Origin of the sequence: Magnetococcus marinus MC-1 (assembly GCF_000014865.1) — a bacterium.
GTDB classification, from domain to species: domain Bacteria; phylum Pseudomonadota; class Magnetococcia; order Magnetococcales; family Magnetococcaceae; genus Magnetococcus; species Magnetococcus marinus.
On the sequence record NC_008576.1, the window covers coordinates 3203658 to 3229821 of the forward strand.

Consider the following 26164-nt stretch of genomic DNA (forward strand, 5'->3'; position numbering starts at 1 on the left):
TGACACGGCCTTAACCCCTTTTTCGACTGACCACCGCCAACCAGTTTTGCTCGGCCCGGGGTTTGTCTGGCGGTCGATAATAATGGGAAATGGGCTCAAAACCCGCCTGCACCAACAGCGGTTGGTAGACCTCCCACTCCATATAGTGGCCATAACGCTCCCCTTGCCACCCCTCGCTGCTGCCTCGGGGGTTCGAGGTAAATAGAACCCCCTGGGGTTTAAGGGCGGTGTGCAGTTCGGTAAGCACCTTGAGCAGGTGGGTGCTGGGCACATGGAACAGCGAGGCATTGGCAAAAATGCCATCAAAGCTACTGGGGGGAAGCGCCAACTCTAAAAAATCCTGCCGCCACACGGGGCATTGGGCATAGGCTCGGGCCATTTGGCAAAAGCCCGCACAGCCGTCCAAGCCGGTGGGTTGATGGCCAAGCTCTTTAAAGGTGCGCAGATCCCGCCCTGGACCACAGCCAAAATCGAGAATGGACAAAGAACGCCCCTGGGGCAGTGCCGACAGCAGCGCATGAATATTTTGTGCCACATCATGGTCGCGGGTGGCCTGCCAAAAGCTTTCCAGCCGTTCCGCATAGTGGGCAATGGTGCGTGCGCTAATCTGCTGATGCGTGGTGGAGAGATGCTGCATAAAAACCCCCAATACCTTTATGTCCCCGTCACGGTATCCTTAAAATGCTCCCTGCCACAGCGCCGTAACCAGCCGCGCAGATCTGGCCCCCAGCATGACATAAAAGGGCAATAAACATTGATTTTTCGTTAACCACACGCCAGGATCAGAGCCTATTTATGATCTCTTAGCCTAGGATGACACCATGCTCAAGCGCCATTTTTTTCTGCCTGCTCTTGTGGTTAGCCTGCTGCTTTTGCTGACAGGCTGCACCCAGCCACCCTATACCAATGTGGATAACCGCCAGTTACAGCAACTGCTGCAAGATGGCGTGCCCCTGTATGACATCCGCCGCCCCGACGAGTGGCGTCAAACCGGTGTGATCGAAGGCAGCCATAAGCTTAGCTTTGTGAGCCAAAATGGGCAGGTCTACCCCGATTTTTTCCCCACCTTCCAGCAGCAAGTCAAACCCGATCAAGCGGTGATTATCTTTTGCCGCACCGGCAACCGCAGCGCCTATCTTGCCCAGCATTTAATGGAAAAAATGGGCTATACCAAGGTCTATAATGCGAAACAGGGCATGGTTCAATGGCGTCAAGAGGGCTTGCCGGTGGTGGCGCCCTAACAAAACATTCCGCTCAGTTGAACGATCACCAAGGAGACAACCATGCCCCCCACAACCGTTAAAACGGGACGCTATCGCCACTACAAAGGGGGCACCTACCGGGTGCTGGGCATGGTGCGTCACTCGGAAGATGAGCGTTGGATGGTGCACTATCTGTGTGAGTATGACAACAACAGCGCTTGGGTGCGTCCTCTGCACAACTGGCTGTCCGAACCTGCCCCTGGCATCCTGCGTTTTGCCCCGCTCGATGAGACCATGGAAAATTAGGGAACCCGTGCAAACAGGCTATGTCTAAGGGCGATTCAACCCCTGTTTGCAAAGGAGCCGCACCATGTCTAAACGCCCCAAACCGGCCAGCCTGCCCAAGCGCCGCGACCCCATCGCCCGCATGGTAACCAAGATTCCCCAGCAGGTGATCCCCAACAAGAAGAAAAATGTCACCCCTAAACACAAGCCCAATCCCGCCCAGGATTGGGCTTCTGCTTTATGGGCGGCTTAGCCCCTTACTGACCAGCCATCAGCTTTTGCCAATCATGATAACCACCGCGCATAATCACCACATTGCTGTAGCCCAACGCCCGCAAGGCAAAACCCGCTTGGGCAGAGAGCGCCCCCGTGCCACAATAGAGTAGCACGGGCTTATCGGTGGCGATCTCCTGCCGACGCTCCAGCACCTGCCGCCACTCCATGGGTACCGCACCGGGCAGATGGCCCTCTTCATACTGGGCCTCTTCACGGGTATCCAGAATCTGCGCCACCCCCAAATAACTGGCCTGCACCTGCTGAGGAGTGACCATACCCTGGGTATGGGTGGACTCATCCATATAACTGCTCATCACCTGCAAGGCGGCCATCTGCTCTGAATCCAGTTCCTGGGCCTGTAGTGAACCCGCCCATGCCATAACCCCTACCATCATCAAAAAAATCGTTTTCAAAGTATCTCCACCTGTTTCTGGTTGCCGGTTAGAGCCATCTAAGGGCACAAATCGTACACCCTTTCGTGCATTTGTTACCCAAGTGCCACCACAATAGCCTATACTTCCGGCAAAATAAAAAAAAATTAACCCCCATTCTGAGAACCTTATGATCCCAAACAGCTTACCCTTTGATGCCAGCCATGGCTACGATCAAGCCTGCTTGCTCTGCGTTGGCTCGCCCCCCCCGCCCGATGATTTTGCAGCCTTCTGGCAAGCCCGTTATGCCCGCGCCCTACAGGTCGACCCCCGCCCCATGCTCAAGGGGAGCAATATTCACCACGAGGGGTACCATATCTATGATTGCGGCTACACCTCCACCGATCATTTTGGCATTGGTGGCTGGTTGTTAATCCCTAAAGACAAGCCGGTCAAACGCGGCTTTATTATCAGCCATGGCTACAGCGGTCGTGAAGGCCCCGACCTGGATCTGCCGGTGCCCGCTGGCAGTGCCCTGCTGTTTCCCTGCTGCCGGGGCATTAGCCGCAGCGCCCACCCCCCAATCTCTACCGATCCCTACTGGCATGTGCTGCACGACATCCACCGGGTCGATCGCTATATCTTGGGCGGCTGTGTGGAGGATATATGGTTGGGTGTCTCGACCCTGCTGACCCTCTACCCCTGGATCGCGGGGCATATTGGATATATGGGGATCAGTTTTGGCGGCGGCATCGGTGCTATGGCGATCCCTTGGGACCACCGCATTACCCGTGGTCACTTAAATATTCCCAGTTTTGGTAACCACCCTTTACGGGTGACGCTACCCAGCCATGGCAGCAGCGCCAGCGTGGCGCGTTTTCAAGCGGAACACGGCACCGCCTTGCAAACCTTGCGTTACTACGACGCTGCCACCGCCGCCCGTTTTATCACCATCCCCATGCACTTGGCAGTGGCCGCCTTCGACCCGGTGGTTCCCCCTCCGGGTCAATATGCTATTTTGAATGCGATACCCAGTGAAAAACACTATTTTGCTCTAACGGCTGGACACCACCCCTATCCCAAAGAGGCCGCTGAACGACGCAGCATGCGCAGTGGTCTAAAACAATTTTTTGCCACTCTATAGCGATTAAGAGAGGAGGAATTAAGATGAATCGTGAATACCACCGCTGGTACAGCCATCGTCTAAATAGGGATATGGAGCTGCTTATTTTTGGTCATGCGGGGGCCAAGGTATTGATCTTTCCCACCCGTGATGGTCGCTTTTATGAGTATGAAAACCTAGGACTAGTCGAGAGTTTGGCCCCAAAAATCAATGCGGGGCAGTTGCAACTTTACTGTGTGGATAGCCTGGACCATGAGAGCTTTTACTGCTTTTGGTGCCAACCCAGCGACCGGGTACACCGGCATATGCAGTTTGAAGAGTATCTGCTCAACGAAGTCTTGCCGTTAATGGCGAAGAAAAACAACCACCCCTGCACCATCTCCCACGGTTGCAGCCTGGGGGCGTTCCACGCGGTGAACTTTGCCTTTCGTTATCCCCATCTCTTTCAAAAGGTGGTGGCCTTCTCTGGGCGCTATGACCTGACCATGGGGGTGGAGAGCTTTCAGGATCTTTTTAATGGTCATTATGATGGTTACATCTACCACCATACCCCGGTTCACTATCTGCCCCGGCTCTCTTGCGAGTGGCGCCTTGAGCAACTGCGTAAAATGGATATTGTACTCACCATTGGTAAAGAGGATCCCTTTTTGGGCAACAACCGCCACCTAAGCCGCCTGCTCTGGGAAAAAGGGGTGTGGCACGCGCTGCACGAGTGGGAGGGCCGCGCCCACCGGGGGCGCTACTGGCGTCAAATGGCCCCAATCTATGTTTAACCGCTGCCCCTGTCATACGATCGCTGCGACCGCGACAGGTTGAGCGGGAGAGTAAACCCTATTTAGCCCTTGTCTCCCCCGCAGCTCAGCAACGGCCTTAGGAGACCAGCAGCGAGAGCGGTTGTTCATCCATTAAGGCCGACTGCTCCCGTAGGGCCAGGATATGTTCATCCCAATATCGCGGTCCGTCAAACCAAGGGAAGGCGCGGGGAAAAGCAGGATCGGCCCAACGGCGGGCGATCCAGGCGGCGTAGTGGATCATGCGCAAGGTGCGCAGCGCCTCAATCAGGTGCAGTTGGCGGTAGTCAAACTCAAAAAAGGTTTCATAGCCATCCAGCAAGTGGTTCATCTGCACCGCCCGCTCCTCTCGATCCCCAGAGAGGCACATCCACAAATCTTGAATGGCCGGCCCCATGCGGGCATCATCAAAATCCACAAAGTGGGGCCCTTCATCGGTCCACAAGATATTGCCCGCGTGACAATCCCCATGCAGCCGAATGCTTTGAAAATTACCCGCCCGCTCAAAACAGCCCTGCGCCTGCGCCACCAACGTTTCCGCCAAAGATTGATACGCCTGCTCCAAAGCGGGCGGCACAAAACCAGAGCTTAATAAAAACTGGTAGGAATCAATGGCAAAGGATTGAATATCCAAGGTCTCTCGATGCTCAAAGGGACGCTGCGCCGCCACCCCATGCATGCGCCCCATCAACCGGCCAATGCGTTTTAAAGTCTCACCATGCTCCAGATCTGGGGTTCGCCCCCCGCGCCGGGGAAACAGCGCCACCCGAAAGTTACCGTCATGAAACAGCGTCTCCCCCGCCGCCGTCACCAGCGGTGGCACCACCGGCAACTCTAACGCCGCCAGCTCTTGGGTAAAACGATGCTCTTCCAAAATCGCGGCGTCACTCCAACGCCCGGTCCGGTAAAATTTGGCCACTACAAAGGAGCCATCTTCCAAGCCAATCTGGTAGACGCGGTTTTCAAAACTGTTCAGGGCCAACTGCCGCCCGTCACAACGCCAGCCCGAGCGCTCCACCGCATTTAATACCGCATCGGGGCTCAGGTTGCTGTAAGGGGTTTGTGCGTCGTCGCTCATGCAAGTGTGCTCCCTGTCTATGAATCGGTCATGATCATGGCGTTGGCATCATACAGGATCGGCCCACAAAATACAGTGTTACGCTGGCTGCTCGCGGCACGACCCCTCAGGTACCGCAAAAGGTTTGATAGTGGGCCACCTGCGCCGGTGCGGGTGGGGTGACATAAGCTTGCTGTGCCACCCCGTCGTGATAAGGATCTTGCAGGGCCGCCACCAGTTGCCGCACTGGAGCCAGATCCCCCGCCTCGGTGGCTGCCTGCAAAGCGGCCTCCACCCGGTGATTACGCGGTATAATGGCCGGATTAACCTGCTGCATCCGCGCATAGACCCTCTCTAATGGCTGGGCCTGACGGGCCAAGCGGGCCTGCCACTGTTGCCACCAAGGCTCCAAGCTGGCCAGCCATGGCGGTGACCCCGCTGGCGTGCTCAACTGGCGAAAGGTCTGGGTATAGTCGGCCTGGCTTTGCTGCATCCAGGTTAGCAGCTGCTCCATGAGCGCGTCATCCCCATCCTGCAACTCAAACAGCCCCAGTTTGTGGGCCATCATCTCCCGCCAACTGGCGGTATAGCGATCATCAAAGGCGAACACCACCTCCTCGGCCAGGGCAATCGCCTTATTGGGCTTGGGGTGCAGCAGAGGCAACAGCGCCTCGGCCAGACGGGCCAAATTCCAGCGTATCATACGGGGCTGATTGCCGTAGCGGTAGCGCCCGGCGTGATCAATGGAGCTAAACACCGTATCTTTATGGTAATGATCCATAAATGCACAGGGGCCATAGTCGATGGTCTCGCCGGATAGGGTGGTATTATCGGTGTTCATAACCCCATGAATAAAGCCGACCCGCATCCATGCCACCACCAGACTTAACTGCCGTTGCAGTACCCCTTTAAGCAGCTCCAGGGCAGGGTTATCCCCCCCCTGCCGCTCTGGATAGTGACGCGCCAAGGTATACGCCGCCAGTTGCGCCAAACCCGCCTCATCCTCACGCATGGCCAGATATTGAAAGCTGCCCACCCGCACGTGGCTGGCCGCCACTCGGGTCAGAATGGCCCCCGCCAAGGGCTCTTCCCGCATCACCACTTCACCGGTAGCGACCACCGCCAAACTGCGGGTGGTGGCAATACCCAATCCATGCATCGCTTCGCTGATGATATACTCCCGCAACATCGGCCCCAGCGCCGCCCGGCCATCGCCATTGCGGGAAAAAGGGGTGCGCCCTGAGCCCTTCAATTGCACATCCAAGCGTTGCCCGCTGGGGGTCAAATGCTCCCCCAGCACAATCGCCCGGCCATCCCCCAGCATGGTAAAATGACCAAATTGATGCCCCGCATAGGCCTGCGCCAACGGTTCGGCACCGGTGGGCAGCTGGTTACCCGATAGCTGTTGCGCTAGGGTATGCGCATCCACCTGCGAAAAATCCAAACCCATCTGCTGGGCCAGCGCGTCGTTGCATAAAACCAAGCGCGGCTGCGCCACCGGCACCGGGGCCAAGCGTGCATAAAAATGGGCAGGCAGACGCCCATAGCTGTTATCAAAACACCAACCCACCTCACCCATGGCGCAACCTCGATTCGACACATTGAAAGAACAACAGCTCTTCCTTCGAGTCACCGTAAGGGGGAAATGTTCAAAACAGCTTTTATAGAGGGGGGAAAGCGCACGCACACTGCCGGGGCATGCCCCGGCAGTGTGCGGGGGGAATTAGGGGGCGGGCTTGATGGTGGCTTCTTCTACCAGCAGGGGGTAGACATAACCGTAACCAAAGTCGGTATCCAGCACCAATTTACCCTCAATCACCACCTGATCCCCCTTATTGGCGGTCTCTTGGCTGGTGATGGTGATGTCGTTGGTGCCTTGCTCTTGATTGCCGGAGCCATCTTGAATGTGAATAAAGTTACGCTTCATCACCTCATTATTGACCTTCACCACTTTGCCCTGCAACTGCACCAACTTGCCATTAAGGGCCGCTTTATCTTTATAAAGGTCGGCCACGGAGAGATGCATCGCCTCCTCCGCATAGAGTGGCAGGGCTGTAAACAGAGCCAGCAGGCTGGCCGCACCCAACAGGGCAAATCGTGACATGGTTCTCTCCTGGTTAGGATCGTAACGTGAGCTAGGGATGTAAGAATAATACGCACTATTCCACGCCCTCTGGCCCCTGTCAATTCCACACGGCAGCGGGGGACGCACACACTTGCCCAAAAAGGGCGCGCTCATGGCACCGATGCTTCCACAGCGGGCTGGGTTGAGCCTGGGGCGGGATCGGGGTGAAACAGCGTATAGACCACAGGAATAATCACCAACGTAATCAGCATAGAGCCCGCCAAACCACTGATCACCGCCCGCGCCAAGGGGGCCTGCATATCCGCCCCCTCCCCAATCCCCAGCGCCAAAGGCAGCAGCGCCAACACCGTGGTGAGGGTGGTCATTAAAATGGGACGCAGACGGCGACGGCCCGCCTCGGTCACCGCCTGTTTGCCCGACATGCCCGCCTGCCGCAAACGGCCCGCCTGATCCACCAACAAAATGGCATTGTTCACCACAATCCCCACCAGCATGATACAGCCAATAAAGGTTTGCAGATTAAAGGTGGTATGGGTCAAAAACATCATCAACAGCACCCCCACCGCCGCCATAGGCACCGAGAGCATAACAATGATCGGATCCCGCAGCGACTCATACTGCGAAGCCAGCACCATATAGACCAGCACCAGCGCCAGCAGCATAGAGATTATCAGCTCACGAAACGCCTTACCCTGCTCTTCGTAGTGGCCCGACAGCAGCAGATCATAACCCGCCGGACGGGGAATGAGCATCAAACGCTCCTGCACCTCGGCAGCCACCGAACCCAAGTCTCGCCCCGCCACGTTGGCACTCACCGTGACCAGCCGCTGCTGATCCTTGCGGTCGATCACCAACGGCCCCTGTCCCGCCACGGTGCTCACCAGGTTGCGTATGGCCACCAGCTCCCCGGCGGGTGTCCTGAGGGTTAAATCCAAAATCTCATCCAAACCGCGTTTTTCCGCATCCGCCAACTGCACCAAAATGGGATAGGCATTACCCGCAGCGCGAAACTCCCCCGCTTTGGAGCCTGCCACCGCAGTCTCAATGGCGCTGGTGACATCCTGCACACTCAGCCCCAAATCGGCGATTTTAGCCCGATCAATATGGATGCCCCGCTGGGGCACCCCGGCGATTTTGCTCGCCTCGCTATCGGTCACACCGGGCAGATCCGCAATGGCCGCCATGGCCGCTTGGGCCAGACCATCCAATACCTGAAGATCATACCCCCGCACCTCAATGGTAATGCCCTCTTCCGCCGCCAGTAACCGCTCCAGCAAAAACTGCCCCTGAGGGGCGCGGGTGCGCACCTTCATGCCTGGGATCTGCCCCGCCAAACGACGCCGCAAATCCGCCGCAATCTCTACATTAGAACGGCTACGCTCGGCGACCGGAGCCAGCGCCAGACGGATCTCCGCATTGGTCTTTCCCCGCCACCGCCCCACATTGACCACCGACGATTGAATCTCCGGCACCGCCTGCCGCACAATCGCTTCCATACGCTGCGCCTGCTGATCCAGCAGCTCCAAACGGGTACCCACGGCCATCTCACCGGTAATGCGCACCTCCCCCTCATCACTGGGGGGCAGATATTCGGTACCAATGTAGGGCAACAGCAGCATGGAACCTGCCAGCAGCGTCACCGCCGCCAGAACCGTTTTCCAACGATGCTCAAGCACCCGCTGCAACAGGTTGGCATAGCTCTGCTGCATGGCGCTCTGCCAACGGTCGGCCCAGCGCGGCAGATCCACTGAACCCTCCCCCCCTCTGCCCAGCTTGGAGATCAACATCGGCACCAGACTCAGGGAGACCAACAAGGAGCAGATCAACGAGAAGATAATCACATAGGCCAGCTCTTGAAACAGAATGCCCGACACCCCCCGCACAAACACCAGCGGCAGAAAGATCACCAAGGTGGTGATGGTGCTGGCAATAATGGCCGAGGTCACCTCCTGCGCCCCCATCAGGGAGGCGGTATGCAGGGATTCACGGGCCTCATGGCGGCGGCGCACAATATTTTCCAATACCACCACCGAGCTATCCACCATCATCCCCACCCCCAGGGCTAGCCCGCCCAGGGTCATGAGATTGAGGGTAAAGCCCCCAAAATAGAGCAGCATAAAGGTGGCGATAATGGAGATCGGAATCGCCAGCGAGATCACCACCGTACTCCGCACACTGCCCAGAAAAAAGAGCAGCACCAAAACCGCCAAACCGCCGCCATACAATACCGAACGGGCAACGTTGGCAATGGAGCGCTCAATAAAGTTGCCCTGGTTGATAACCGGCACCACATGGATACGGGGATAGGCTTGGTTAACCGCCTCAATCTCCGCCAGCACCCGCTTAGCTACCTCCACCGTATTGGCCTCGGCCTGCTTGCGAATGGCCACCCGTATACCGGGCCGATCATCCACCCGCACCATACGGGTCAACTTTTCATAACGGTCATGCACCGCCGCCAACTGCCCCAGCGTCACCGGCACCCCATCCCGTAGCACCACCACGGTCTGGCGAATCTCATCCAGATCCACAAACTCCGCCGGTGCCCGCAGGGTGATCTCAAACTGCCCCTCTTCCAGGGTTCCCGCCGGGCGATCCAGGTTGGCGTTGCGTACCGCCGTCAACACATCCGCCAAAGGAATACCCAGCGCATTGAGACGGTCAGGGTCCAGTTCAATACGTACCTGCCGGTTATAACCGCCCCACACATCCACCTGGGCCACCCCCGCAATGCGGGCAAAACGGTAACGAATCTGCTCTTCGATCAACTGGGTAAAGGGCACCGGATCCAGGTCGCTGGAGATGCCCAGAATGACCACCGGAAAACTGTCCACATCAAACTTACTGACCCGTGGCCGGGTGATATCCTCGGGCAGCTCGTTTATCTCATCCTCCAAGGTCGCCAGCACATCCAGGGCCGCCGTATCAATATCGGTGCCCCAGGCAAAGCTGACCTTTACCGTGCTATTCCCCTCTGACGATTGCGAGGTCATCTCCACCACACCGGGCACGGTGGCCACAATCTCTTCCACAATTTGGGTAACCAGCCGCTCCATAACCTCGGGACTGGCCCCTTCATACTGGGTACGCACCGAGAGCGTGGGTAGCTCAATGCTGGGCAGCAGATCAATCTGTAGACGACTGAGGGAGACCAAACCCAGGATCACCACCATCAGGGTGACCATGCTGGTAAAAACCGGGCGTGCAACGCTGATGCGGGCAAGGTTCATGGGGTGGAGCCTTGGGCAGGAGTGGCCTTGTTTCCTTGAGCAATCGGGGCCTTGCCAGCCGGGGCCTTGCCAGCCGAGTTTTTATCCACAACCCGCACCGCCGTGCCATCGTTGAGCATCTCCTGCCCCAAAGTGACCACATAGGCCCCCACACAGCCACCTGTAACCGCCACTTGGCTGGCTTGGCGTATGCCCACGCGCACCGGGCACCACTGCACTTTGCTGCGGTCGGCAGAGAGGCTATAGAGCCCCTCGACCCCACTCAATTTTGTCAGAGCGGTAAAGGGCACGATGGTGGCTTGAGCAACCTGTTCCAGCACCACTGTGGCACGAATAAACATGCCGGGTTTTAAGAGCTGACCGGGATTTTCAATTTGCAGCTCCACCCGGGCTTGCCGGGCGGCTTGGCGAAACACCGGAGCAACCCGCTCGATTGTACCGCGAAAGCTGCGTTGGGGATAAGCATCGGTGGTAAGCTGCAAGGGCTGGCCCACCTGTAGACGGGGATAATCCTTCTCCGTGACATAAAACACCCCCTTGAGGGGGTCCAACTCCACCAGCCGCAAGAGGGGCTGGTTGGCCGCCACCATCTCCCCCACCTCCACCAAGCGCTCGGCCACCAGCCGTTGCGGGGCACCCTGCTGCCACTCGGCCTCTACATGGGTATAAGCCAAGCGGATCTCTGCGGTGGTTAAGACGGCTTGTGCTCGGATAAGCTGGGCGCGGGCAACATCCCGCTTGGCTTTGTAGGCCAACTGATTGGCCAGCGCAGTGTCGGATTGTACCTCGCTGGAGATCCCTTTTTGACGCAGTTCGTCGGACCGTTTTAAAGCACGCTGCGCATTTTCCAACAGGCTCTCGGCCTCGGCCAGATTGGCCTGGGCCACCGCCAATTCAGCGCGGCTCTGCACCACCACCTGCTCATGCTCCTGGCGGTCCAACTCCGCCACCAACTGCCCACGGCTTACGGCATCTGCCAAGCGCACATCCAGGCGGGTGACACGCCCCGCCACCTTGGGGGCCACACTGAGTTCAGCATTGGCCTCCAGGGTGCCACTAAAGGTGCGTTTGGCCTCCAACGGACCCCGCACCACCGGAGCAACCTCGACGGGGATGGCACGCTGTTTTTTCTCTTTATTGACAGAGGGGTCCTGCATCAACTCGGTCACGCGCTGATAGCCCGCATAACCCAACCCAGCCAGCACCAACAGCCAGATGAGCCAAGCATATCTGCCCTTGCCGGCGACAGCCGGACCGTTCGACGCAACCATAACGACTCCAAACCCCAAAAGCCCCGTACAGACCCCTGTACAGCGATGTAGTAAAAAACCCTGCCATTGTACAAGATTGCAGAAGCTCGCGCCTACATCTATGCAAGGATTAGAACCCGTTTTTTATATGCCGTCTGAGCAAGCCCCCCACCGATGGATGAAAAACTACAGGCCCAGCATGCTCAGATCCAACCCTTGCTCGCTGGCCGGGTGGCACCAGTAGTAGCTGCCGGTCAGGGGGCGTGTAAAGCGAAACAGCCCATCCATTATACCATCTTCCAGCCCCATCATGCGGCGCAGTTGGGCCTCATAGGCATCCAACGAGCGCCCAAAAGCGATAAACACCAACCCCTCCCCACTGGCATCAGCCCACGGCATGGAGCGCCTTAACACAAAGGCTTCGGGGGAAAAACTCTCTTGCGCGGTGCGCTTGACATGGGCATAGGCTGGAGCATCTTCCATCTCCTCATTATCCTGTAAGCGCCGCCCAAAGATCTGATCCTGCTGTGCCCTGGGGTAAGCTTCAAAGCGGGCCAGATCATGCTGCCACTGCTGCACCGCCACAAAACTGGAACCATCCAACCCGGCCCCACAGCCCGCCACCAACGCCGCATGCAAGGCGTCGTCACCCTTGGGGTTTTCCGTGCCATCCTCATAGCCGGTCAGGTCCAAGCCGCTGCCATATTTAAACAGCTCCACCCCCTGGGCCAGGGTAAAAGCCGCTGCCACCAGAGCACTAAAGGCGCGGGCATGGTGCAAGACATCCCCGGGGTTTTCTCCCCGCACCCAACACCATAGATCCGCTTGGGTGGAAGGAAGGGAACACCCTGGACCGGTCAGCACCGGAAAAGCGCGTAGACCGGGGATCTCTTTTTGTAACCCTTGCACCAGCCCCAAACCAAACCCAACCACATAGCGACCATCCACCGGTAGGTTACTTAGGGTTGCCAGCACCTGCTCAGGGGAGACTTCGGTACGCTGATGAAAGGCCAATACACGGCCATGGGCGGGGATCTCTTCAAGAATGCCACACTGCGAGGCTCTGTTCATGACGGCTCCTTTGGACCGGTGCCACAGCGGGTATACCACCCAACCGCCCACCGGAGATTTGTTCATGAGGGCCGCCTTGGACCCCGTTTGAGTGATGAAATAGGGCCAAAACGCCTAACCACAGAGGCCCCCCCTGCGCAACCACACCTAACCCGGATCTTTCATAAATCCCTTCGATGATCGCGTAGAGATTTGGCTTTTAAAGATCAAGCGAGAGCGACTGGGATTCATGAAATATGCGGGTTAAGCCAAGGCGCGGTCCACCTCGGCCACGATGCCCGCATCCAAGCCGCCCCCATCGCGCAGTTTACCAATGATCGCCATGCTCTCCGCGTGGGTTAAGGCGTGCCGGTAGGGGCGCTCTTCGGTTAATGCTTGATAAATGTCTAAAACGGTCATCAATCGACACTTAAAATCCAGATCTTCCGGACCCAAACCCAAGGGGTAGCCCTCGCCATCCAATTTTTCATGATGGTTGGCCGCCCATTCGGTAATCTGCTCAAAACCAGGAATCTGTTCCAAACAGAGCCGAGTGTAGTAGGTGTGGGTATTCATCGTGCGCCGCTCGTCATCGTTGAGCGGGCCGGGCTTATCCAAAATGGTGTTGGGAATCGCCAGCTTGCCCACATCATGCAGACTGGCGGCAATGCGCAGGGTGACACGCTCCTCGGCGGGCATCTGAAAATAATCAGCCATAAAGCCAACCTTCTCTTCTAACCCCTGGGTGTGACGTAAGGTAAAGCGTGATTTAGAATCAATAATGCGACTAAACACCCTGGAAATATCCAACACCCGCGACCAATCCATCGCCACCGTTAAGGTGGGCATTTGGCGGTTCAACGCAGCATGGATAAAAGGATCTTGCAGATCATACCAAAAGGCGGGAGTGCGGCTGACCTGCTGAAAACATGCCACCAACTCCGCCGAAAACAGAGTACCTTGGCCCTGGGCGACAAAAGCACGCACACTCGCCCAATTGTTGGGGTTAGGCTCCTGAAAACGGCAGGTTAAGTCGGTATAATCGGCCAACCCGACAATCTGCGCCAGCAGGGGGATCGAATCCCCTTGTAGCCCAAAAAAACCGGAGCCATCCCAACACTCATGGTGATACCTAACCACGCCACTCCCCTCTTTTTGAAAGGGAAAGGCGGCCACATTATGCTCACCAATTTCGCAGTGGGCGGGCAAATCTTCGACTTGGTACAAACGATCAGGCTTACTGTGACTGTGGGACAAGCGCTCCTCGGCCAAGCCATTATCATGGAGAATGGCCAAGCCCGCCCCATCAAACACCTCGGCCTCCGAGAGACCCAATGCGCGGGCCATGCGCATGGTCACATAAGCCACCCGCTTACCATGGTTGGTGGTCACCCCCAGCAGCTCACGCTCCACACAATCAATGGCAAAAGAGAGCCCCAGCAGATAACGATTCAGATTAAACGGCATCTCGCCCATCTTAATGCTCCTTATGCGTGGCCACCGCAGCCCAACCCTCACGCCCATGGATAGGATTGATCCGCGAGGTCTCTTTACGGGGAAAGGGTGTGGTTTTTATTGTCGAAGGCCTGCATGGCAAGAATAGAGCCGTCTTGTCTCAAGACCAAGCCAGGAGGGTAATCACCCTCCTGGCTATGGATTTTACACGACTATTGCATTGCCACCGGCTTAGGTGTGGTCGCGGTGCTCACGGGCAGCACGGGGTACTCCACCTTGGGTTGCTCACCGGTCAAGGTTTTGAGAAAAGCGGTAATCGCCTGGATTTGGGAATCGCTCAGTTTTTCACCCAATTGGCTCTGCCCCATCACCGCCACCGCTTGCTCCAGATCCCACACTTTACCCGAGTGGAAATAGGGGGCTGTCAACTCAATATTGCGCAGCGGTGCCGCACGGAACACATAGGAGTCATCCGCCGTTTTCGTCACTTCAAAACGACCTTTATCCCCTTCCGGCAAAATGTCTGCACCGGGTTTTTCAACCACACCAAAGGGATAGTAACCCTGCCCACCCAGGTTCACCCCACCGTGGCAAGCGGCACAGCCTTTATCCATGAACAGCGCCAGACCCTCTTTTTCCTGCTTGTTCAGGATGGTAGCATTACCCTCAAGAAATTGGTCAAAGCGGGAGTATGGGGTAATCAAGGTTGCCTCAAACGCCTCGATCGCTTTGGCCATATTGTCAAAGCTCAACGAAACCTTTTCACCGGGAAACGCGCGTTCAAAGCGGGTCACATATTCAGGCATGCTGCGCAAGGTCGCCTCGACCTGAGCAGGCTTATTGTTCATCTCCACCCCAGCCTGCACCGGACCCTTGGCTTGGGCTTTCAGATCTTCAGCACGACCATCCCAAAACTGCGCCACATTGAAGACCGCATTAAATGCTGTTGGGGCATTGCGTGGTCCCTTGGCCCAACCATGACCGATGGAGGTCTCCAGATTATCATCCCCACCCATACCCACATTATGACAGGTGTTGCAGCTAATTAAGTGACTGGCGGAGATACGGGGATCAAAAAACAGCATCTTCCCCAACTCTACCCGCTCCTTGGTTGCAGCATTACCCATCAAAGCAGGGGGAGCCGAAGGAATGGGCTTGAACTGTTCACGAGCCTGAGCCATTAAATCCTCTCCAGCCCAAGCTCCCGACAGCGGGGCCAGAGCCAGCACAGCAAAGAGCGCAATCGACTTTTTCACGGCAGTTCTCCAAATCGCGTTAAATGGATGATCCATGCAGAGTATCCACCCACCCGCAATCTGTACAATACTATGTTACTATGCCGACCATAGGCTCTCGCTATACCACCCAATTTTATACCCCGATTCTTCGCAGAAAAAATCTTTTTATCTTTAATTCTCTAAAAATACGATTTTTGCTTTTCCGTAAAACCAACAACGGTGTCGCACACGCCACCCCCCTGACCTGCCCAGATTCATTAAATCTCTATCTCTACCAAGGTAATATCATCGGTGTGTTCTCTCCCCCCAACATAAGCATCCAACAGCGACATAAGATCCTCCGGTTGTTGCTCTCCACGGCAGAGCGCCTTCAAAAAAACCGCCAATCGGGCATCCCCAAACATTTCATCGGACTTTCCACTTGCCTCAACAATACCATCGGTACACACATAGAGTCGCTCACCCGCCTGCAACGACAGGCGAGCAGAGGGGTTCGCAAAACACTCATCGGCAAAAATACCCAAGGGCAGCAAAGTGCTGTCAATGCTGTGCAGCGCCCCTGCAAAATGGTAGACCGAGGGAATGCCCCCTATCCAGAGCATTGCGGTGTCACGAGCAGGCGAAACCTCAACCAAGGTAAAAGCCAGAAAAAACTCTCTTGGCAGTCGTTGGCACAGTTGCTCATTGAGTTGCTCAAGACAGGCTATCGCCTGACCATTTTGTGTCGCCATGGTGTGAAAAATATACGCCACCAACGGGCCACCAATGGCTGCAGGCAGACCATGCCCGGTAAAGTCCCCCAGCAAGACCCATTGACGCCCATCGGGCAGCAGCGTGGCCAGCAACATATCCCCCGCTGTTTTTTCAACGGGAGAGATCACATAGCGAAGATGGCGCTGGTTTAAATGATCGGCGTCACGCATTTTGATAATGATGCGCTCAATCACATTTCTCTCACGCAACAGTTGCTCGGTGTGACGCTGCAACATGCAGTTGGCCCGTCGCAAAGCCAACTGCGTGCGCACCCGCGCCTGCACAATGGGGATGCTAATGGGTTTAGAAATATAGTCCACCGCACCCAAGGCTAAACCGTGCAGCTCATCCACCATTTCAGATTTTGCCGTGACAAATAATACGGGAATCTCGGCGGTCAATGGGTTGGCTTTGAGCTGTCGGCACACCTCAAAGCCGTCAATGTCCGGCATCATCACATCCAATAAAATCAGATCGGGCAAAGGCTCAATCTGCGCCGCACGTAGGGCGCGTTCACCACTGACCGCCAAACGCACTTGGTACGCATCGGCCAACCCCCCTTTCAGCACATCCAAATTTTGTGGCACATCGTCCACCACCAAGATAACCGGTTTTGCTTCAGCTTCAGATTGCACGGGCATCTCTCTTCTTGCTGATCAAAAGGAACAGCCATTGACTCTTCATCATCTTCTCGATGTTTTGTTGGCTATCCTGTTCGCGTTGTCACACCATGTCCACCCTCTCTGGCATCTTGGTCTACCCTACCAGCAGGTTTGCCCAGCCCTATGCGGAGCCGTCGCACCGCCAGCCCCCGCTGGCAGCAAAACAGACCCTGTTCCATCAGGCTTGTTTGAGCAGCTCCGCCTATTCCGATGCCTCAACCCCCATGAGTATAACATGCTTCATGGCTTTCTTCATGATGCAGATAGGCCCTGCAACAGGAAATGTGACCCGCGCGAGCATAGCCGTTGCCATGCCCGCGCTGTATCTGCATGCCCTCGCAAGAGACCCCACCCCATGCTAGCAAGAGACCTTGCGCTTAAAAAACACCAAGTGGTGCACTGTGCAGCGGCTTTCGCTAGAGTGTGGTGAGCCCCCTTAGAATCAAAAACAGGAGAACCCAAGATGGATATGCCGGATGGTTTGATTCACGCCCTGCTATTTGACGGCAAGGGAGGAGGCACCCTGCTGGACGGCACCCAACTGGCCACTTGGCGCCCTGAGCAGGGTTTTCTCTGGCTACATTGGAAACTGGATAGCGATGGTCTGCACAGGTGGATGAACGAATCTAGCCATCTTGATCCTGTGGTGGGCGATGTCTTAAACAGCACCGAAAACCACCCCCGTCTGATCCGGGAAGGTGATAGCCTGCTGGGCACCTTGCGAGGGTTAAACTTCAACCAGCAATCTGAACCAGAAGATATGGTTTTTGTTAATATTTACATTGACAATAACCGGGCCATTACCGCCCGTCGAGATCGGGTCATGACCATTCATGACATCGCCCTCGATTTGCAAAACAACTGCGGCCCCATGCGCCCAGGCGGTTTTTTGGCAACCATCTTGGACTCTCTGCACGCCCGTATGGAGCCCCTATTAGGCACCTTGGAAGAAGAGCTGGATCTTCACGAACAAGCCCTGCTGATGGGAGAAGGTGAAAAGGAGTCCCTACGCGAAGAGTTGCTGATGTTACGGCGCAAAGTGATTAACTTAAGGCGCTACCTCGCCCCCCAAAAAATCGCCTTGGCGCTGTTGAGCAAAAGCCCCCCCTCTTGGCTCAATAAAGGGCGCACACGCCAAATTCGTGAGGTTGAGCATGAACTACAGCGCTATTTAGGGGATCTAGAGAGTTATAGAGAGCGTGCCGTGGTGATCCGCGAGGAGATCAACAACCAAATGAATGTGCGCATGAACCGCGCTATGTACATGCTTTCGCTGATTACGGGAATCTTTTTACCCTTGGGGTTTTTAACCGGTCTGCTGGGTATTAATGTGGGGGGCATGCCCGGTGCAGACAACCCTTGGGCCTTTTGGCTGGTCTGTCTATTAATGATTGCCGTTACGGCCATTAACCTATTTGTTTTTTATAGAAAAAAACTGCTCTAACCGCCCAACCCGGCGTAGCACAATAGGGCGTTAAGGTGCCTACCAGGGCGGACTCAGCACACCACAAAGGGGCGACACATGGCAAGCTATGACTATGATGTGGCGGTGGTTGGCGGAGGCATCCACGGTGCCGGGGTGGCACAAATTGCGGCCCATGCGGGTTGGTCCTGCGTGGTGTTGGAGCAAGCGCATGTGGCAGCGGGCACCTCTAGCCGATCCAGCAAATTGATCCATGGTGGCTTGCGCTATCTACAACAGATGCAGTTTGGTTTGGTGCGGGAGTGTTTGCAAGAGCGCACCCGTTTGTTACACGTGGCCCCTCAGTTGGTCCGGCTAATCCCCTTTTACCTACCGGTCTACCAGCACGCTAGCCGCCCCCCCTGGATGATCCGTGCAGGGCTCACCCTATACGCCATGTTGGCGGGCCGCAACCCGGGCGGCCATTATGAACGCCTACCGCAATCCCAGTGGGATACGCTAGGGGGTCTGCGGCAGAGCGGACTGAAACAGCTTTTTTGTTATTACGATGCCCAAACCGATGATCGTGCCCTAACTGTGGCGGTGATGGCATCCGCCCAATCATACGGGGCTCAATTATGGTGCGCGACCACGCTGCAACAGCTCCACCGTTTACCCCAAGGCTACCGTTTAAGTGGTCAACGTGGCGCGGTAACCTTTACGATCCAAGCCCGTGTGGTGGTCAACGTGGCCGGGCCATGGATCGGCACCGTGGCAGCCAAGTGTCAGCCACCCCTGGAGCTACCCCCCTTTGCGCAGGTGCAGGGTGCGCACCTTAGCCTGCCCAACTGGCATCCTCCTGGGGCTTTTACCCTGCAATCGCCCCTGGATGGGCGGGTGTTTTTTGTCCTGCCGTGGCAGGGCGGCGCTCTGCTAGGCAGCACCGAGACGCCCTTTGATGGCGACCCTGCCCAGGCGGCATGCACCCCCCAAGAGCAGGCTTACTTGCTTGAATCCGCACACCCTTTTTTCCCCCAGGCGGATATGACCGTCGGTGCCAGCTTTGCGGGCATCCGGGTATTGCCCAAGGGGGATGCCAACCGCGCATCCCGCGAGGCGCTTTTGCCGGTAGACGACCCCACCAAGCCGCGATTGGTTACGCTGATCGGCGGTAAACTCACCAGTTACCACCCCACCGCCCGAGCCATTATCAAGCGGTTGCAAGGGGCGCTCCCCCCGGCCAACACGGCGGGCGATCCCGGTTTGCTGCCCCTGCCGCCAACGACACCCCCTTGAGACCAGCCCGCCCCCAGGGCCACTTGACGACAGGGGAGAAGGGCGGTGTGCGGCACCCTTAGCCATAGGTGCAGAGATAAGCCGTGGCAACCTCAACTTTAAGCTCAAACGATTGGTTGGCCTCCACCTCAAAATGTTCCGCGGCGGCAAAGCGCTGCCAACCATCCTGACCGGGGAGCTTAACCGTTAAAGCACCGCTAACCACGGTCATGGTCTCTTTTTGGTCGGTACCGAAGGTATAGGCACCCGGTGCCATAACCCCCACCGTCGCGGGCAGGGTTTCGCTCTGAAAACCGATGGATTTCACTGCCCCATCAAAATATTCATTCACTTTCAACATAACACTGACCTCCTAAAAGTGCCGTAACACCGATGACAAACCCCATACAACCCTGTACCCCTACCGCCCACGCCCCCAGCCACCACAGGCCCGTACGGTTCCCTTCTCCCCCGCAAACCAAGTTAAGCCGCTTACCCCTCACAATCGGTGCGGGTCCACATTATTCCCCCTTGGATCAGGCGAAACAACCGTGCCATTAGGCTTTTTTAACAAACTCCGACTTGAGCATCATGGCACCGATACCCGCGATTTTGCAGTCGATATTATGATCGCCCTCCACCAAGCGACTGATGGTAACTTTGGTGCCAATTTTTGCGACCGAAGAGCTCCCTTTAACCTTAAGATCCTTAATTAGGGTAACGTTATCGCCCTGCTGCAACAACGTGCCATAGGCATCCTTGACCACCAAGGCGTCGTCCTCGGCAGCCACCGCGCCAGCGGGCCACTCATGGCCACACTCAGGGCAGATATAAAGGGGGCCATCGGCATAGGCAAAGGCGGAGTTACACTTGGGACAAGGGGGAATGGCATCGCTCATAACGTTTTTCTTACTCTTTTTCGGTTGGTTGAACCATGAACCCAAACCAACAATCGCCGGTCATGGTTTTGGATGCCGCACATAGTAGCCTACCTGCCCGCAGGGTAGAAAGGCTTCACTGCCAACAAACCTTGCCATGACCGATTTTTGTAGAATGCAGCGGGTTTATGGGTCAACATGCCTCCGTTGGCACCATGCCTAACGCCAAGGCCCCCCCCACCACCACGCAACCCTACACAACCACATGCAACCACGACACCCCAGAGAAAGGCAAATTCGATGGCTAAAACAACCGATAAAACCAGCAATGAAATTCTTGACCAAGTTGTCAAAGCTCGCGAAGCGCTGGACTATTTTAGCAACAAAACCAGCACCGCCCGAGGGGAACGCCAAGATGGCGCCGAAATCCGTGCCCGCCTTAATGCCGCCAAGGCCCATATCCTGCGGGCTCTTGAAAAAGCGCAAAGCCTCCGTTGATCCCCCGGCGCGGTAATCTCTGCCGGGCAGAGCCCCGCTACCAAGATGATGGCACAACACCCCGCAAACGATGTTGTGCAGGTCGTTGTGCCCCACAGCAGGCAGCCGTTACACCTAAACAAACACCCTTAACACCCCCGAGCCAACACAACACATCTATATTTTAATGCTTCAGCTCATTTTAATGACACGTGAGAACGCAGATTTACGCATAAATCAGGTTATGCCACCAGAAAACCGTTACTGTTTCTTACCGGATTGGCGTAATATCATAACCAAGATTTCCCTTCTTTTACCTTAATCAAGAGTTCGCCTATGTCTCGTATTGCTGCGCTCATGCCATCAAGAGAGCTTTGGAGAACGCCCTTATTAAGCGGAACCACATCTCTGTGGATCCTCTGCCTTGTGCTGATTGCAGGGTGCGACCACCCTCAACCTCCATTTCGGGTGGGCACCAATATCTGGATTGGCTATGAGTCGCTCTATCTTGCGGAATCCTTGGACGCCTTCAAAGGGAGCCCCATCCGCTTGGTGACCATGCCCAACACCACCCAAGTCATGTCTGCCCTACGCGCGGGCATGCTGGAAGCAGCAGCGACCACCCTGGATGAGGCCATCTCCATGGCCGCGCACCTAAAAGATCTGAGGGTCGTTCTGGTCTTTGATGTATCGCATGGCGCGGATGTTATTGTCAGCACGCCCAACATCACCACCCTTGCACAACTGCGTGGTCGCCGTATTGGGGTTGAGAGTGGCGCGGTAGGGGCCATTTTACTCAACGCGGGCTTAGAAGCCGCCGGTTTGACCCCCGCCGATGTGCAGATCAAACATCTTACCGTCGATGAGCATGCCCAAGCCTTTTTAAGCCAACAGGTCGACGCCGTGGTCACCTTCGAGCCAGTGCGCTCTCAGCTTTTGGATCAAGGCGCCAACCTGCTGTTTGACTCCAGCAAAATTCCTGGCCGCATTGTGGACGTGCTCATTACCACAGAGCGCATTGCACACAATCATCCAGAGACGTTGCGCCGATTAATCAATGGTCATTTTCAAGCACTTATCCATCTAAAACAGAACCCCGAACAAGCCCGTCAAAGCATGACGACCCGTCAGCGTCTGCCCATGCGTGAGTTAGAACAGGCCTTTCAAGGTATCGAGCTGCCCGATTTGGCGACCAACCACCATTTATTACAGGGCGAACCCGCCCCGCTGCTGGTGCAGACAACCTATTTGGTTAAGCTTATGCAAAACCAACACATGTTGGATCAACCGGTTGATATGCAAAACTGCTTTACCGCAAATTGGCTACCCCAACCATGACCACCATTAGCCAACCGCTCCGGCACACCCTGATTGTGGCCATCATTGCCATCGTTGCCCTCGCTTTATTGCTGGACAGACTCTATGAATATCAAGTTGTTATGGCAAGAGAGATCGAAAATCAACAACTGGCCGAGATGCACGATAGCTGCTATGTGCTGGCCAATGATTACTCCCGCTACCTATTAGCCAACAAACAGAGTGAATTGCGCTTTTCGGTGGCCTCTCAAGGCACCCGTATTAGCCTGGAGCGCTTGGCGGTCAGCAACAGCGAGGGCATCGTCATCGCCTCGTCCCGCAGCTCAGATATCGATAGAAAAATAGCGGAAATCGCCCCCTTGTTTCGTCTACAGGATGCTCAGGAGGCACGCACCCACAACCAAATTGTCACCCGCCTAAGCGACGATCATAATAGCGTGTTGGGTTATGTGCCGGTCGAAATGCCCTCCCCTACGCACAGCATCCGCGCCCAAACGCGCGGGCTGCTTTTTATACACAACACGCTGCACACCCTCAAAGCCGCCAGTTGGCAAAACCTGACCTCACCCCAAAGCCTGCTACGCTGGCTGGTTACCTTTTTTCTCGTAACGGTCCTTCTGCTCATTTTGCTCAATCGTGTTTTGTTCCGTCCCCTTGAGCATCTGGAGCAAATGGCGACCCGCTTGGCTGAGGGGGACTGGCAGGCGACCTCCACACTTTCAGGGAAAAGTGAACTGGCCCATCTTGGGCAAGTGCTCAACACCATGCAGAGACACATTCTGCAAGAACGTCGCTCCCTTCAACAGAGCGAATCTCGTTTTAGGACCTTGGTGGAGACCTCACCCATCCCCATGTTGGTTACCCGTGCCGCACCCAACCAACGAGTAGCCTTGATGAACCGCAGCTTTACCGATCTGTTTGGCTATACCGTGGCCGATGTTCCCGACATCCACCACTGGTGGCCTCTCGCATACCCCGATCCAACCTATCGACAGGAGATCCAGCAGCTTTGGCAGGCACGTGTTGAGGAGATGTCCCTGAAAAAAACGCAAATTATGCACCCTGTCACCGCCAATGTGACCTGCAACAATGGTAACATTCGTTTTATTGAAGTGCATATGTCGGTCATAGATGATCATGCTTTGGTAATCTTTCAAGATTTAACCCACCGCAAACAAGAAAGCGAGGAGCTGCGCCAAGCCAAAGAGGCCGCAGAGGCTGCCAACCAAGCCAAAGGGGATTTTTTAGCGGTTATGAGCCATGAGATCCGCACCCCGATGAACGTTATGCTGGGCATGGTGGAGGTGCTGCAAGAGTCCACTTTAGATCAAGAGCAGCAAGAGCAGTTGCACAGCGTACAAAAGGCAGGGAAAAATCTGCTTGCCCTGATCAACCAAATTTTGGATCTCTCCAAGTTGGATGCCGGGCACTTACAGTTGCAACCAGAAGCGCTCAATCTCCATGAGCTTATTAAGGAGGTTGTGGGACTGGTGGCGGTGCTTGCTTCTGAAAAAAACCTTCTTCTTTCCCACCAAATTGACACAAGCGTACCCCAATGGATTTTGGCCGACGAGCTGCGCCTGCGGCAAATCTTGTTCAATTTATTGGGTAATGCCATAAAATTTACCGAAAAAGGCAGCGTAAACATCACCTTGAGCATGCGTGACCCACAGCAGCTTGCCCTGGTTATTCGAGATACCGGCATTGGGGTAGATCCTGCGCATCATCACGCCATTTTTGAACCCTTCACCCAACAAGATGGCACCATCACCCGCCGCTTTGGGGGAACCGGACTTGGATTAACCTTGTCGCGGCGGCTTGTGGAGTTGATGCATGGGCAGATCCGTATGGATAGCCAGTTGGGGTGCGGCACCCAATTTGAAATCTTGCTGCCGGTAGAGCGCACTCAACCGCCTCGATCCGACCAACCCCAAGCGCTTAGCCTAGGGATCATCGAGGCACACCCGGCCCTCGCTCCCACAGACACACTGTGCCCCCGGCTCGACCCTGCTCTCAACCTATTGTTAGCGGAAGATTCTCCTGACAATCAATCCCTTATTAAGGCATATCTAAAACGCACCCCGCATATTTTAACCATTGTCGCCAATGGTGAAGAGGCGGTGACGGCTGTAGGCAATGGCTCATACGATCTGCTGCTTATGGATATTCAAATGCCCATCATGGATGGTTACACCGCTACCCGCACCATTCGCCAATGGGAAAAGGCAGAGGCTCGCACCCCCATGCTCATTGTCGCCCTCACAGCCCACGCTTTGGTGGGGGACCGGGAACGCTCCCTGGCCGAAGGGTGTGATCTGCACCTGACCAAACCCATTCGCAAAAAAGATCTGTTGGCCCTGCTGGAGAGCATCGCCCAGCGGCTGGTGCGCCAAGACCACCAACCCCCAGCAGAGACCCTTTAACCTGTTTACCCGCTATTTGGGGGCATCACATGCGGGCTCCTTTCACACACAACCTGCGTTCTGCCGTCACGCCGCACCCTTGCCAGAGTGATGCCACAGCCACCCCATGGGCTTTACCCGCCACCCACCAACGGCCCCTACCCTGCCCACACCGACCATGCCAGACAAACCAGATGGGCAAGAACACGAGGGGATCCAGCAGCGTCGGGAATGAGGGGCATTCTACGTTGGTTTATTCCCGCGCCGGACCCATTCTGCTAATCTGTTGGCATGAGACTTTCTAAATCCCAGGCGTTGCAAGGGGTGGTGTTTGCCCTGGTTGCCTCGGCCTTTACCAATATTTATCTTACCCAACCGGTTCTACCTGTTTTACAGCAGGAGTTTGGCATCTCTGCGGCATACGCTTCATGGAGCATCTCTGCGGTTATTTTGGGCATAACCCTGGCGAATATTCCCTTTGGCCTGCTGGCGGATCATTGGCCCATTCGTCCGATTCTTTTCACAGGGGGGCTCTTAATCGCGTTGGGAGGGCTGCTGACCGCCTGGGTCGATAGCTTTACTTGGCATGTGATGGGTCGTTTTTTACAGGGTCTTTTTATACCCGCTCTCACCACCTGTCTGGTGGCCTATCTGGCCCGGGTGCTCCCTGCGGAACGTCGCCATGTGGTCATGGGTAGCTATGTAGCGGCCACGGTGCTGGGGGGCTTGGGCGGTCGTCTGTTGGGGGGCTGGTTGCATCCGCCCCTGCATTGGCGGTATGCCTTGGTGAGTGCCGCGCTGCTTACGTTGGTAGCCATTGGCGTTGCGATGCGGCTGTTACCCAAAGAGCCCAGACCGCCCGCTCAGCCGTTACACAGCCGAGTGGGCTTTATCACTTTACTGACCCAGTGGCCCACGCTACGCCTTTTTTTAAGCGGCATGGGGGGCTTTTTTGTCTTTTCCTCCCTCTTTAACTATCTGCCGTTTCGACTGGCCGCAGCCCCGTTTTTTCTCTCGACCAACGCCATAACGGCAATCTATCTTGTTTATATTATTGGGATATTCATGGGTCCTGCGGCAGGCCAGCTCAGTAACCGGTGGGGCAGCGGACAGACATTAATGGGGGGGGCCGTGGTGACGCTGCTGGCGGTGGTGCTCTCGGGCACGCCCTGGTTGGTTGGCATTATTGCCGCCATGCTGCTGCTGTGCGCAGGTTTTTTCACCCTACACACCGCCTCGGTTGGTGCCCTTAACCATCGCATGACAGCGGGCCATGGGCGGGCCAATGCGCTCTATGTGCTGTTTTACTATCTGGGTGGCTGGATGGGCGTTACCCTCTCTGGCCTTGCCTTCGAGGCGTGGCGTTGGTTTGGAGTGATGGGCCTCTGTGTTGGCATGCTGGCCCTGCCCTTTATGGCAGGTTGGATGGAAAAACGGAGCGTCGCGCAACAAGCTATGCACGCACGCCCCCTCCCTTAACAACACCCCCTGCCCTTTACCAACGACCCAACCTGAACACGCGCCAGCCCTATCCCCATGGATGCCTGCCAAATGTAACCCCCTCACCGCCACCCAACCCACGGC

Annotated in this window: 24 protein-coding genes; 11 read left to right on the forward strand and 13 right to left on the reverse strand. The window is 56.1% G+C overall.

Annotated elements, in window-relative coordinates:
- Positions 1 to 10 precede the first annotated feature (10 nt).
- On the reverse strand, positions 11 to 637 hold the full coding sequence (locus tag MMC1_RS12875) for a class I SAM-dependent methyltransferase (RefSeq protein ID WP_011714133.1): 627 nt from the start codon (positions 635 to 637) through the stop codon (positions 11 to 13).
- A 184-nt stretch (positions 638 to 821) separates the two neighbouring features.
- Here MMC1_RS12875 and MMC1_RS12880 point away from each other — a divergent pair, with 184 nt between their 5' ends.
- The 3 genes from MMC1_RS12880 to MMC1_RS21950 all read left to right on the forward strand — a co-directional run bounded on the left by MMC1_RS12880 (position 822) and on the right by MMC1_RS21950 (position 1740).
- Positions 822 to 1241, forward strand: coding sequence for a rhodanese-like domain-containing protein (locus MMC1_RS12880; protein ID WP_011714134.1), 420 nt, complete (start codon positions 822 to 824; stop codon positions 1239 to 1241).
- Positions 1242 to 1283: 42 nt separating this feature from the next.
- Complete coding sequence (locus tag MMC1_RS12885; protein WP_011714135.1) at positions 1284 to 1508, forward strand: DUF1653 domain-containing protein; 225 nt, start codon at positions 1284 to 1286, stop codon at positions 1506 to 1508.
- A 64-nt stretch (positions 1509 to 1572) separates the two neighbouring features.
- Entirely contained in the window at positions 1573 to 1740 is a 168-nt protein-coding gene (locus MMC1_RS21950; RefSeq protein ID WP_160162712.1) for a hypothetical protein, read from the forward strand.
- A 4-nt stretch (positions 1741 to 1744) separates the two neighbouring features.
- Here MMC1_RS21950 and MMC1_RS12890 read toward each other — a convergent pair whose 3' ends face one another.
- Positions 1745 to 2176, reverse strand: a complete 432-nt coding sequence (locus tag MMC1_RS12890; RefSeq protein WP_041642705.1) for a rhodanese-like domain-containing protein — start codon at positions 2174 to 2176, stop codon at positions 1745 to 1747.
- Positions 2177 to 2324: 148 nt separating this feature from the next.
- On the opposite strand from MMC1_RS12890, the gene MMC1_RS12895 reads away from it, so the two are divergent.
- Positions 2325 to 3278 carry an acetylxylan esterase gene (locus MMC1_RS12895; RefSeq protein WP_011714137.1) on the forward strand — a complete coding sequence of 318 codons (954 nt, stop codon included), beginning with the start codon at positions 2325 to 2327 and terminating at the stop codon, positions 3276 to 3278.
- A 23-nt stretch (positions 3279 to 3301) separates the two neighbouring features.
- Complete coding sequence (locus MMC1_RS12900) at positions 3302 to 4030, forward strand: esterase family protein (RefSeq protein ID WP_011714138.1); 729 nt, start codon at positions 3302 to 3304, stop codon at positions 4028 to 4030.
- Between the two features lie 97 nt (positions 4031 to 4127).
- Here the strand turns inward: MMC1_RS12900 and MMC1_RS12905 are convergent, their stop codons facing one another.
- The 9 genes from MMC1_RS12905 to MMC1_RS12945 all read right to left on the reverse strand — a co-directional run bounded on the left by MMC1_RS12905 (position 4128) and on the right by MMC1_RS12945 (position 16802).
- The gene (locus MMC1_RS12905; RefSeq protein ID WP_011714139.1) at positions 4128 to 5126 is read right to left on the reverse strand and encodes a serine/threonine protein kinase; all 999 of its coding nucleotides are present in this window, start codon (positions 5124 to 5126) and stop codon (positions 4128 to 4130) included.
- Positions 5127 to 5232: 106 nt separating this feature from the next.
- Positions 5233 to 6684 carry a protein adenylyltransferase SelO gene (locus MMC1_RS12910; RefSeq protein WP_011714140.1) on the reverse strand — a complete coding sequence of 484 codons (1452 nt, stop codon included), beginning with the start codon at positions 6682 to 6684 and terminating at the stop codon, positions 5233 to 5235.
- Between the two features lie 144 nt (positions 6685 to 6828).
- Positions 6829 to 7209: a hypothetical protein gene (locus MMC1_RS12915; protein WP_011714141.1), complete on the reverse strand. Its 381-nt coding sequence runs from the start codon at positions 7207 to 7209 to the stop codon at positions 6829 to 6831.
- 131 nt (positions 7210 to 7340) lie between these two features.
- Positions 7341 to 10421 carry an efflux RND transporter permease subunit gene (locus MMC1_RS12920; RefSeq protein WP_011714142.1) on the reverse strand — a complete coding sequence of 1027 codons (3081 nt, stop codon included), beginning with the start codon at positions 10419 to 10421 and terminating at the stop codon, positions 7341 to 7343.
- Positions 10418 to 11692 carry an efflux RND transporter periplasmic adaptor subunit gene (locus tag MMC1_RS12925; protein ID WP_011714143.1) on the reverse strand — a complete coding sequence of 425 codons (1275 nt, stop codon included), beginning with the start codon at positions 11690 to 11692 and terminating at the stop codon, positions 10418 to 10420. Before MMC1_RS12925 ends, MMC1_RS12920 begins: the two co-directional genes overlap by 4 nt.
- 165 nt (positions 11693 to 11857) lie before the next feature.
- Complete coding sequence (locus MMC1_RS12930) at positions 11858 to 12742, reverse strand: Dyp-type peroxidase (RefSeq protein ID WP_011714144.1); 885 nt, start codon at positions 12740 to 12742, stop codon at positions 11858 to 11860.
- Between the two features lie 243 nt (positions 12743 to 12985).
- The gene (locus MMC1_RS22450) at positions 12986 to 14197 is read right to left on the reverse strand and encodes an HD-GYP domain-containing protein (protein WP_011714145.1); all 1212 of its coding nucleotides are present in this window, start codon (positions 14195 to 14197) and stop codon (positions 12986 to 12988) included.
- A gap of 191 nt (positions 14198 to 14388) precedes the next feature.
- Positions 14389 to 15468 (reverse strand): cytochrome-c peroxidase, encoded by a 1080-nt coding sequence (locus MMC1_RS12940; protein ID WP_011714146.1) that lies wholly within the window; start codon positions 15466 to 15468, stop codon positions 14389 to 14391.
- Between the two features lie 203 nt (positions 15469 to 15671).
- On the reverse strand, positions 15672 to 16802 hold the full coding sequence (locus MMC1_RS12945) for a SpoIIE family protein phosphatase (protein ID WP_160162713.1): 1131 nt from the start codon (positions 16800 to 16802) through the stop codon (positions 15672 to 15674).
- Between the two features lie 490 nt (positions 16803 to 17292).
- Between MMC1_RS12945 and MMC1_RS12950 the strand changes: the two genes are divergently transcribed.
- Together MMC1_RS12950 and MMC1_RS12955 are read left to right on the forward strand one after the other, a co-directional pair.
- A complete protein-coding gene (locus MMC1_RS12950; protein ID WP_011714149.1) occupies positions 17293 to 18273 on the forward strand; it encodes a zinc transporter ZntB in 981 nt (326 codons plus the stop codon).
- Positions 18274 to 18351: 78 nt separating this feature from the next.
- Positions 18352 to 19527, forward strand: coding sequence for a glycerol-3-phosphate dehydrogenase/oxidase (locus MMC1_RS12955; RefSeq protein WP_011714150.1), 1176 nt, complete (start codon positions 18352 to 18354; stop codon positions 19525 to 19527).
- Positions 19528 to 19585: 58 nt separating this feature from the next.
- Here the strand turns inward: MMC1_RS12955 and ppnP are convergent, their stop codons facing one another.
- Together ppnP and MMC1_RS12965 are read right to left on the reverse strand one after the other, a co-directional pair.
- On the reverse strand, positions 19586 to 19867 hold the full coding sequence (ppnP, locus tag MMC1_RS12960) for a pyrimidine/purine nucleoside phosphorylase (RefSeq protein WP_011714151.1): 282 nt from the start codon (positions 19865 to 19867) through the stop codon (positions 19586 to 19588).
- A 196-nt stretch (positions 19868 to 20063) separates the two neighbouring features.
- Complete coding sequence (locus MMC1_RS12965; protein WP_011714152.1) at positions 20064 to 20405, reverse strand: zinc ribbon domain-containing protein YjdM; 342 nt, start codon at positions 20403 to 20405, stop codon at positions 20064 to 20066.
- Positions 20406 to 20684: 279 nt separating this feature from the next.
- Between MMC1_RS12965 and MMC1_RS12970 the strand changes: the two genes are divergently transcribed.
- From MMC1_RS12970 to MMC1_RS12985, 4 genes are all read left to right on the forward strand, one after another.
- Complete coding sequence (locus MMC1_RS12970) at positions 20685 to 20882, forward strand: hypothetical protein (RefSeq protein ID WP_041641234.1); 198 nt, start codon at positions 20685 to 20687, stop codon at positions 20880 to 20882.
- A gap of 405 nt (positions 20883 to 21287) precedes the next feature.
- The gene (locus MMC1_RS12975; protein WP_049757687.1) at positions 21288 to 22199 is read left to right on the forward strand and encodes an ABC transporter substrate-binding protein; all 912 of its coding nucleotides are present in this window, start codon (positions 21288 to 21290) and stop codon (positions 22197 to 22199) included.
- Positions 22196 to 24601 carry an ATP-binding protein gene (locus MMC1_RS20275; RefSeq protein ID WP_011714155.1) on the forward strand — a complete coding sequence of 802 codons (2406 nt, stop codon included), beginning with the start codon at positions 22196 to 22198 and terminating at the stop codon, positions 24599 to 24601. The genes MMC1_RS12975 and MMC1_RS20275 overlap by 4 nt, the downstream gene beginning before the upstream one ends.
- Positions 24602 to 24871: 270 nt before the next feature.
- The gene (locus MMC1_RS12985) at positions 24872 to 26059 is read left to right on the forward strand and encodes an MFS transporter (RefSeq protein ID WP_011714156.1); all 1188 of its coding nucleotides are present in this window, start codon (positions 24872 to 24874) and stop codon (positions 26057 to 26059) included.
- Positions 26060 to 26164 lie beyond the last annotated feature (105 nt).